This is a genomic window from Ruegeria atlantica, from assembly GCF_001458195.1.
Lineage (GTDB): Bacteria > Pseudomonadota > Alphaproteobacteria > Rhodobacterales > Rhodobacteraceae > Ruegeria > Ruegeria atlantica.
The window spans coordinates 362,194-368,381 of record NZ_CYPU01000071.1 but is presented as its reverse complement, the minus strand read 5'-3'; the positions used below and the strand labels follow the sequence as shown (position 1 = coordinate 368,381).

The window sequence follows — 6,188 nt, the reverse complement described above, 5'->3', positions numbered from 1 at the left end:
CGCCCCCGCCACTTGGACGAGGACAAATGAGCAACCCCATATGGTCTCTCAGCCGTGCAGCTGATCAACGCAGGTCGCTCGGGTTAGTATATTAGACTTGGACAACTCTGTTCGTTTCGATCGGGATACGCAGACAGGGCCGGCTAGACCCAAACTGCGCCGCTTATCCGAAGATAAGAACGACCGAGATCAGTGCCACACTCGGCACGATCAAACAGTGTTGATTGATTTCTCTCTATACGATGTCAAAGCTTCCGAAGAAGCGACGTCCGATTGGACGGTGAAGAACCAAAATGGTGCTTAACGGTCAAATCGAAGGCAAATGGTGGAGCCTAGGAGGATCGAACTCCTGACCTCCTGAATGCAAATCAGGCGCTCTCCCAGCTGAGCTAAGGCCCCAAAAGTTTTTGGTGGGTCGAGGAGGACTTGAACCTCCGACCTCACGCTTATCAGGCGTGCGCTCTAACCACCTGAGCTACCGACCCAGTTGATTTTGCAAATGCAAAATCGACGTTGCCCGACAGGCGATTTTGCATCGCAAAATCTGCCGAGAGGGCCAGACCTCACAGCGTTGCGGGCCTGATATGTTCTGAAGAGATATGAGGACGGCTCGGTCCATGAGTTTGATCAACTTTGTTTGTTGATCTTCTGCTAAGTGTTCCACGATCAAGAGCAAGCTCAAGATGCCAGGAACATCCTTAGAAAGGAGGTGATCCAGCCGCAGGTTCCCCTACGGCTACCTTGTTACGACTTCACCCCAGTCGCTGATCCTACCGTGGCCGCCTGCCCCCCGAAGGTTAGCGCAGCGTCGTCGGGTAGAACCAACTCCCATGGTGTGACGGGCGGTGTGTACAAGGCCCGGGAACGTATTCACCGCGTCATGCTGTTACGCGATTACTAGCGATTCCGACTTCATGGGGTCGAGTTGCAGACCCCAATCCGAACTGAGACAGTTTTTTGGGATTAACCCATTGTCACTGCCATTGTAGCACGTGTGTAGCCCAACCCGTAAGGGCCATGAGGACTTGACGTCATCCACACCTTCCTCCCGCTTATCACGGGCAGTTTCCCTAGAGTGCCCAGCCGAACTGCTGGCAACTAAGGATGTGGGTTGCGCTCGTTGCCGGACTTAACCGAACATCTCACGACACGAGCTGACGACAGCCATGCAGCACCTGTCACTAGGTCACCGAAGTGAAAGACCCATCTCTGGGCCGGTCCTAGGATGTCAAGGGTTGGTAAGGTTCTGCGCGTTGCTTCGAATTAAACCACATGCTCCACCGCTTGTGCGGGCCCCCGTCAATTCCTTTGAGTTTTAATCTTGCGACCGTACTCCCCAGGCGGAATGCTTAATCCGTTAGGTGTGTCACCGAATAGCATGCTACCCGACGACTGGCATTCATCGTTTACGGTGTGGACTACCAGGGTATCTAATCCTGTTTGCTCCCCACACTTTCGCACCTCAGCGTCAGTATCGAGCCAGTGAGCCGCCTTCGCCACTGGTGTTCCTCCGAATATCTACGAATTTCACCTCTACACTCGGAATTCCACTCACCTCTCTCGAACTCTAGACTGATAGTTTTGGAGGCAGTTCCAGGGTTGAGCCCTGGGATTTCACCCCCAACTTTCCAGTCCGCCTACGTGCGCTTTACGCCCAGTAATTCCGAACAACGCTAACCCCCTCCGTATTACCGCGGCTGCTGGCACGGAGTTAGCCGGGGTTTCTTTACCTGCTACCGTCATTATCTTCACAGGCGAAAGAGCTTTACGACCCTAAGGCCTTCATCACTCACGCGGCATGGCTGGATCAGGGTTGCCCCCATTGTCCAAGATTCCCCACTGCTGCCTCCCGTAGGAGTCTGGGCCGTGTCTCAGTCCCAGTGTTGCTGATCATCCTCTAAAACCAGCTATAGATCGTAGGCTTGGTAGGCCATTACCCCACCAACTACCTAATCTAACGCGGGCCAATCCTTTGGCGATAAATCTTTCCCCCGAAGGGCTCATACGGTATTACTCTCCGTTTCCAGAGGCTATTCCGTACCAAAGGGTATGTTCCCACGCGTTACTAACCCGTCCGCCGCTCACCCGAAGGTGCGCTCGACTTGCATGTGTTAAGCCTGCCGCCAGCGTTCGTTCTGAGCCAGGATCAAACTCTCAAGTTGAAAAGCATTGCTGCTTATCCTTGACGTTCGAACCTCTGCACATCTCATCAGGAGGCTAATCCTGATGAAGTCTTCTGTCTGTATGTGCTTCTGGTTTCATCAGAAACCGAAAGCCGTACAAACAGTGAAGCTGACACTGGATCATCGAGCCGAAGCCCTACCAGCGCGATATACAGACATTCAATCCGTCGAAACGAACCAAACCGCCCACATATCTCTTCAGTTATCCATCAATGTCAAAGAACATAACACCCAGAGCCAAAAATCAGACCGTTGCGCCAATAACATCAGCGCGCCCGCCTAAATCAGTCCCTAAGATGCCCACCGTCTCTCCGATGCGTCCGGCTGTCTCTCCAACCCGTCCGGCCGTCTCTCCGACCCGTCAGCACCGCCTCAGCAGCGCCGGTGAAGGGGTATTTACGGATTAGGTCTGGGACCTGCAACCCCCATTTTGAAAAAACTTCACATTTCCCTGCAGAAACTCTGTCATATTAATGAAAACAATAAGTTAGCTTAATAATTTTGGTAAGAAACAGGGCTGGGTGCTGCGTGATGCGGGGGTTTTTCCGAGCTTTAGGCGGAATCGTACCCAATGGTTGGTATACCTGCGGGACCCGACCCAAAGAAAACGCCGCCCGAGTCCCCTCGGGCGGCGCTATCTCTGCGATGATCGTCGGTTTACTTCAGATCAAAACGATCCGCGTTCATCACCTTGTTCCAAGCCGAGACGAAGTCGCAGACAAATTTACCCTCGGCACCCGTCTGACCGTAGACCTCAGCAAGCGCCCGCAGTTGCGAGTTTGAACCGAAGACCAGATCGACGCGTGTACCAGTCCATTTGACATCACCGCTGGCGCGGTCACGACCTTCATAGACGCCCTTGCCGGCAGGTTTCCATTCGGTGCCCATGTCCAAAATGTTGGTGAAAAAGTCATTGCTGAGTACACCCACACGATCCGTGAACACCCCATGCTTGGCGTCACCGAAGTTGGCGCCTAGAACACGTAGGCCACCGACAAGTGCCGTCATCTCTGGTGCGGACAAGGTTAACAATTGTGCACGGTCGACCAGCAACTCCTCGGGAGAGACGGTGTATTCGGCCTTTTGGTAGTTGCGGAATCCGTCTGCTGCGGGCTCGAGGACTGCGACGCTGTCCACATCGGTCTGCTCTTGCGATGCATCGGTGCGGCCCGGGGTGAACGGAACCTCAACATCCTGACCGCCAGCTTTGGCAGCCTGCTCGATGCCGACGGCACCGGCCAGAACGATCAGGTCGGCCAGCGACACTTTCTTGTTGCCTGACTGCGCGCCGTTGAACGCCTCTTGAACGCCTGTCAGCGCATCCAGCGCCTTGGACAGTTTCATTGGCTCGTTGACGTCCCAATCCTTCTGAGGCGCAAGACGGATACGGGCGCCGTTGGCACCGCCCCGCTTGTCCGACCCGCGGAAGGTCGAGGCCGAGGCCCATGCGGTCGAGATCAGCTCGGACACCGACAGACCGGATGCAGCGATCTTGGCTTTCAAATCCGCTACATCGGCATCATCAACCAGGTCGTGATCCACCGCAGGCACGTTGTCCTGCCAGATCAACTCTTCGGTCGGGGCTTCCGAACCGATATAGTTCGAACGCGGACCCAAGTCGCGGTGAGTCAGTTTGAACCAGGCGCGTGCGAAGGCATCTGCGAACGCTTCCGGGTTCTCGTGGAAGCGTTTCGAGATCGGGCCATAGATCGGATCCATGCGCATCGCCATGTCGGCGGTGGTCATCATGGTCTTGACCTTCTTGGTCGGATCACCGGCCGCCGGGGCCATGTCTTCTTCTTTGACGCCGATTGGTTCCCAAATCCATGCGCCCGAGGGGCTTTTAGTCAGATTCCACTCGTATCCGAACAGCAGATCGAAATAGCCGTTGTCCCATTTGATCGGGTTTGCGGTCCATGCGCCCTCGATGCCCGAGGTCGTGGTATCGTCACCCACGCCCGAGCCAAACTTGTTGATCCAGCCAAGGCCCATCTCTTCGATCGGGGCCGCTTCGGGTTCGGGGCCGACCAGATCAGGATCGCCCGCGCCGTGCGCCTTACCAAAGGTGTGGCCACCAGCAACCAATGCGACGGTTTCTTCGTCATTCATCGCCATCCGGCCAAAGGTGTCGCGGATATCACGGCCCGAGGCCAGCACGTTTGGTTCACCATCCGGGCCCTCGGGGTTCACATAGATCAGGCCCATCTGAACGGCGGCCAGTGGGTTTTCCATGTCGCGCTCACCAGTGTACCGGCTGTGCGGGTTGTCGGTGGGGGCAAGCCACTCAGTTTCGGAACCCCAATAGATGTCTTCTTCAGGCGCCCAGATATCCGCGCGACCACCAGCAAAGCCAAATGTTTTGCCGCCCATGGATTCAATGGCGCAATTGCCGGCAAGGATCATCAGGTCGGCCCAGGAAATCTGGTTGCCGTATTTCTGCTTGATCGGCCACAGCAGACGGCGCGCCTTATCAAGGTTGCCGTTATCCGGCCAGCTGTTCAGTGGCGCAAAGCGCTGGTTCCCGGTCGAGGCACCGCCACGGCCATCCGCCGTGCGATATGTACCGGCGCTGTGCCAGGCCATCCGGATGAACAGACCGCCGTAATGACCATAGTCGGCAGGCCACCAATCCTGAGAATCGGTCATCAGCGCGTACAGGTCTTCTTTCAGCGCCTTCATGTCCAGCTTCTTGAATTCTTCAGCGTAGTCGAAATCAGGCCCCAGCGGGTTCGACGCGGGCGCGTTCTGATGTAGGATCGAAAGGTTCAGCTGGTTCGGCCACCAATCCCGGTTCGACCGGGTTCCTGCGCCGTGCATTACAGGGCATCCGCCCGTTTTGGGGTTATCACTTCCGTCCATGTCGATCTCCAATCCTGGCTAAAATCCGGCTCGTTCGCGCGGTGAGAAACGCGGGCGATCAAGAACATATATAGATGACACTTTTACCTCTTTTAGATGCGCGGCTTGGATTGCGCGCATTCTGTCAAAGGTATCGGCGACTCTTGTCTTGTCGCCGCCAGACCTAGCAAATTCGAACCATGCAAATAAGTTTTCTTTATGGATGGTTATGATAACCAAAAACTATCACTAAGCACCCAGTGCGCATCGCCGGAAATCAGGCCGATAGCTCAGTCATCGGTCATCAGCGACCTCAATCCGACCCGATAGTTCGGATAAATTAGGTTTACACCCAGCTCATCCTTGATCCGATCGTTCCTGACCCGCTTGTTCTCATTGTAAAAGCTGCGCGCCATGGGGGTCATGTCGGCCTCGTCGAACGGTACTTCGGGCGGCAATAGCAATCCCTGCAATTCGGCCGCATAGGCGATGACATCCTGCGGTGGAACGGGTTCATCATCACATACGTTGTAAATCGCCCCCGGATTAGGCGCGGACATGGATGCGGCAAGAACCTGGGCAATGTCGGCGACATGAATTCGGGAAAAGACCTGCTCGGGCTTGATGATACGTCGCATACCCACGCGCTTGAGCTTGGAAAACGGCCCACGACCGGGACCGTAGATGCCCGCAAGGCGAAAGATGTGTGTCGGCAAGCCGGGGATACTCTGCCACTGCTCCTCTGCCTGCACCCGCCATTTGCCGCGCTGCGCCGTTGGCGTCGCAGGGGTGGCCTCGTCGACCCAGTTGCCCTGATGATCGCCATACACGGCCGTGGTCGAAAGATAGCCAACCCATTTGAATTGCGCCGCCCGTTCCGCAATCTCATCCGCCAATGCGGCCAGAACCGGATCTCCGTCCGCGTTTGGCGCAGCCGAGATCAAAAGATGCGTCACCCCATCCAGCTGTGGCACTTGCCCCGGCCAAATCACCGGCTCTGCGCTAGACGCCTTGACCACCTGCGATTGGGCCGGATCACGCGTCGTGCCCAAGATACGCCAACCATGGGGTTGCAACTGACGGGACAAAGCCTGTGCCGAGTACCCGTGACCGAAGGAAAATAGTGTGCCTGTCATACGCTCTTAGATGATCCGCAATTTCGCCAGA

Annotated in this window: 2 protein-coding genes, 2 tRNA genes and 1 rRNA gene; all 5 read right to left on the bottom strand. The window is 56.0% G+C overall.

Annotated features, from left to right (window positions below; genetic code table 11):
• Positions 1 to 323: 323 nt before the first annotated feature.
• Positions 324 to 399, bottom strand: a tRNA-Ala gene (locus RUA4292_RS20995).
• A gap of 9 nt (positions 400 to 408) precedes the next feature.
• Positions 409 to 485 (bottom strand) — tRNA-Ile (locus RUA4292_RS20990).
• 217 nt (positions 486 to 702) lie between these two features.
• Positions 703 to 2,162, bottom strand: a 16S ribosomal RNA gene (locus tag RUA4292_RS20985).
• Positions 2,163 to 2,840: 678 nt separating this feature from the next.
• On the bottom strand, positions 2,841 to 5,042 hold the full coding sequence (gene katG / locus RUA4292_RS20980; protein WP_058279340.1) for a catalase/peroxidase HPI: 2,202 nt from the start codon (positions 5,040 to 5,042) through the stop codon (positions 2,841 to 2,843).
• A 269-nt stretch (positions 5,043 to 5,311) separates the two neighbouring features.
• On the bottom strand, positions 5,312 to 6,157 hold the full coding sequence (locus RUA4292_RS20975; RefSeq protein WP_058279339.1) for an SDR family oxidoreductase: 846 nt from the start codon (positions 6,155 to 6,157) through the stop codon (positions 5,312 to 5,314).
• Positions 6,158 to 6,188 lie beyond the last annotated feature (31 nt).

Excerpts from the sequence above, each read along its gene's own strand:
- katG (WP_058279340.1), bottom strand. The coding sequence starts at position 5,042 with ATGGACGGAAGTGATAACCCCAAAACGGGCGGATGCCCTGTAATGCAC.
- RUA4292_RS20975 (WP_058279339.1), bottom strand. The coding sequence starts at position 6,157 with ATGACAGGCACACTATTTTCCTTCGGTCACGGGTACTCGGCACAGGCT.